Below are 2,945 nucleotides of genomic sequence, written 5' to 3' on the forward strand. Positions count from 1 at the left end.
GCGGCGCCCGCGGACCCGCGTCGCGCCGCCGCCGGGAGGCCCGCCGTGCCCGCCGCGACGGCTGCGCCGTGACGAGGGGCGGGCCCGCGCAGGCCCGCTCAGCTGCCCAGTTGCCCGACCGCCTCCTCGATGGCGTCGATGGCGTCCTTGATGCGCGTGGCCTGCTCCGTCAGGGCCTCGACCTTGACGCGCCCCGGCTCGCTCGTGGTCCACCAGCGCCCGCTGTCGATGACCTGGAGCAGGCGGCCGAGACGGGCATGCTCGTGCGCGAGGGAGTCGATGAAATCCGTGCTGCTCTGCACCCGGCACCTCCCTGGAGGGCGACACCCTACCGCGGCGGGAGCCCGGTCGCGAGGGCGGCGAGGCACGAAGGCCGGGCCCTCGCTCGGTGCGCAACGACCGCATTGCGCGTTGGGGACCGCCTCCCGGCGCCCGTCCTGCGTCAGGCGCGCGCCGGCCGGACCGCGCCCGTGGAGGCTTCCGCAGGCAGGCCCGCCCCACCCTGGGCCCGCCCGGCCGGCTCGGAGGCCGCCGAGGCGTGTTGATCCGTGACGACAGGAGGATGAGGCACCGGCGGAAACAGCTCATTCAGCCCGTAAGCCACTCCGTTCAGCACGGAATCGTAGGTGCTGCCAAATGGGCGCGTGTGACCGACCGGCTTGCGGAAGCACGTTCGATGCTTGTGACCGGGGTAAGACATGGGAAGCGGGCTTCGGACGGTGGCAGAGATCATAACGCCGCGGGGTCGGGCACGTTGCGCCGGCACCGCAATAAACTCGCCGTTCACCATCGCGCCGCACGCGGGACCCCGGTCCCGGGCCCGGCGCCCGCCGGGTGCCGGCGCCGCGGGGCCGGCCGTGCGCCTTCATGTCGCGTTCCAGACGACCCTGCGGCCGGGGGCGGCGCCGCGCCGGCGGGAACGTCGCGCGTCGTGGGGAGATTACTCCCCCCGAGCATCACGGCCTGCGAGGGCCGCGGTGCGCCCCCGTTCGCTCATGGGAGCCAAGCTCATGCATCGTCGCGATTTCCTCGTCGGCCTGGCGTCCGCCACGGCGGCCCTGGCCATCACCCGGACCGCGGTCGCGCAGCCGACGCCCGCAGGCGCCATCCCGACGCCCGTCTACCTCGCCATGGCGACGAAGGGCGGCGTGTTCCTGGAGAACACCGCCCGCGACGCGTTCGCCAAGACCGGCAACCCGCGGGTGAAGNCAGGTCGGCCTCGCGAACAAGATCGACGCCGTGACGGGCGGCGGGCCCGTGGCGGGCGGTCCTCCCCCGGGTCCGGGCGGCGTCGTGGGCGGCCTGGTGGCGGCCCCGCTCGCCGTCGCGGGCGGCGTGGCCGGCGCGACGGTGGGCGCGGTCGGCGGCGTGCTCGGGGCGCCCCCGCCCGGCGGCATGACCTCGGACGAGCAGAAGGCCCAGATCCTGGCGCAGCTCTCCGGCCTGCAGCCCGGCCCGCAATACGACGCCACGTTCGTCAACGCTTCGCTCCAGGGGCACCAGGAGGCGCTCGCCATCCACGGGTCGTACGCCGAGAGCGGCGAGGATCCGGCCCTGCGCCGGATCGCCCGCGGCGCGCTCCCGCTGATCCGCCTGCACATCTCGCAGCTCTCCCAGATGCAGCGGATGATGGGCGCGCCCCAGGGCTGAGACCGGGGGGCGCCCGGGGGCGCGGCGAGAGGTGGCCGCTGGCCGGCTCCCCGTCGGCCCCGCGCGCAAGCGGGGCCAGGCCGGGCATCGCGCCGCTGCGGGCCCTCCCGATCGGATAAGGAGGCCGCCCTCGCGAGCGGCCCTCGTGAGTCCGAGGGAGGAGAAGTCCGAGCGGCGGCCGCGGCCGGGCGCGTTCGACGTCCGGCCGCACGGGCGTGACCCATCTACGCCTGTGGGGTCCCTGGACCCCGCGGCGGGGCCGCGGGCCCCGGCGCGGGGCCGCGCGGCCCGCCTGGGTCGCGGTGTCCACCGGTCCCGGCGCGGGGCTGCATCCCGCGGGTCCGGTTTGCGGACCGGCCTCGCTCTGCTACACGCCTCCTATCCCTGTCCGCCCACTCGGTTCGCCGTGCTCCGGCTCCGCGGGCGACCGGCCGTGCGGCGGGGCTCGTGACGACGGGGCGGCTGCGGACCAGTTCTCTGCGCCCACCCTGTGAGGCTTAGTGGGCCGAGTGGTCACGAGAGGGTTGGCGGGCGGGGAACAGGAACCGCGTGCCGGCTGACGGCCCACCCCACCTCGCGCCGGGCCCCGGCGCGGAGGCGCCCCTCAAAAAGCCACGCTCGGCTGCGCAGATCGGGCGCATCGATTCGGCCGAGGCGGCAATGCAGAAACTCGTCTTCCTGGTGTTCCTGGTCATGGGCGTGGCCAACCTGCTGGCCGTGCAGGCCGGGCTGATCCAGGTCCTGGGGCTTCCGGCGGTGCTCGCCTTCGTGCTCGCCATCCCGGTGTTCTACATCCGCTTCGTCGGCTCGGCCGCCGGCGTCGTCGGGGCGATCGTGGGCTGGCACTGGTCGGTGCCGGCCGCCGTCCTGCTGTTCGCCTGGCCGGTGATCGCCTACGCGGTCCTGCGGGCGGGCGCCGAGGTCCGCACCGTCCTGGCGCGCCGGGCCGCCGCGTAGGTCCCGCGCGCGGCCACGCCGCGGCGCCCCGGCGGCCGCCGGATCCCGGCCGGCGCCCCCTGATGCCGGGATGACGCAGCGTCACTTGGCAAGGGGATGGAGCGTCCGTCCCCAGGATATTTATCTAAGTCGTTGCTACGGACGCACTTTTTACCGCAAATCGCGCATAGTGCCGGCCGGGCGGACCGAGGGTCGGACGCGGCGCGGGGCTCACGGCGGTGCGGGAGAGGATTGTCCGATACGGGCTCGGCCTCGCGGCCCTCGCGGCCGTGGCGAGTCCGATCGTGCTCATCCTGCTCCTCGATCCCCGGGTCGACCTGCTGCGCCGCCACGCCGCG

The 2,945-nt window shown here is 75.2% G+C and carries 3 protein-coding genes and 1 pseudogene; 3 read left to right on the forward strand and 1 reads right to left on the reverse strand.

Going from position 1 to position 2,945, the window contains the following annotated elements; genetic code table 11:
• Positions 1–98: 98 nt before the first annotated feature.
• Positions 99–302: a hypothetical protein gene (locus DT057_RS05855; protein ID WP_128561151.1), complete on the reverse strand. Its 204-nt coding sequence runs from the start codon at positions 300–302 to the stop codon at positions 99–101.
• A 708-nt stretch (positions 303–1,010) separates the two neighbouring features.
• On the opposite strand from DT057_RS05855, the gene DT057_RS36635 reads away from it, so the two are divergent.
• The 3 genes and pseudogenes from DT057_RS36635 to DT057_RS05865 form a co-directional block, all read left to right on the forward strand.
• A partial coding sequence (locus DT057_RS36635) for a twin-arginine translocation signal domain-containing protein (protein WP_244937361.1) occupies positions 1,011–1,208 on the forward strand: 198 nt, incomplete at its 3' end.
• Position 1,209: 1 nt separating this feature from the next.
• A pseudogene (locus tag DT057_RS05860) lies at positions 1,210–1,650 on the forward strand (DUF4142 domain-containing protein); the annotation flags it as partial.
• A gap of 660 nt (positions 1,651–2,310) precedes the next feature.
• Entirely contained in the window at positions 2,311–2,607 is a 297-nt protein-coding gene (locus tag DT057_RS05865; RefSeq protein WP_128561152.1) for a hypothetical protein, read from the forward strand.
• The last annotated feature ends 338 nt before the right edge of the window (positions 2,608–2,945 follow it).

It is taken from the genome of Methylobacterium crusticola (genome assembly GCF_003574465.1).
Taxonomy (GTDB): domain Bacteria; phylum Pseudomonadota; class Alphaproteobacteria; order Rhizobiales; family Beijerinckiaceae; genus Methylobacterium; species Methylobacterium crusticola.

Bases quoted from the DNA above. Each gene is read 5' to 3' on its own strand.
- DT057_RS05865 (WP_128561152.1), top strand. From the start codon at position 2,311: ATGCAGAAACTCGTCTTCCTGGTGTTCCTGGTCATGGGCGTGGCCAAC.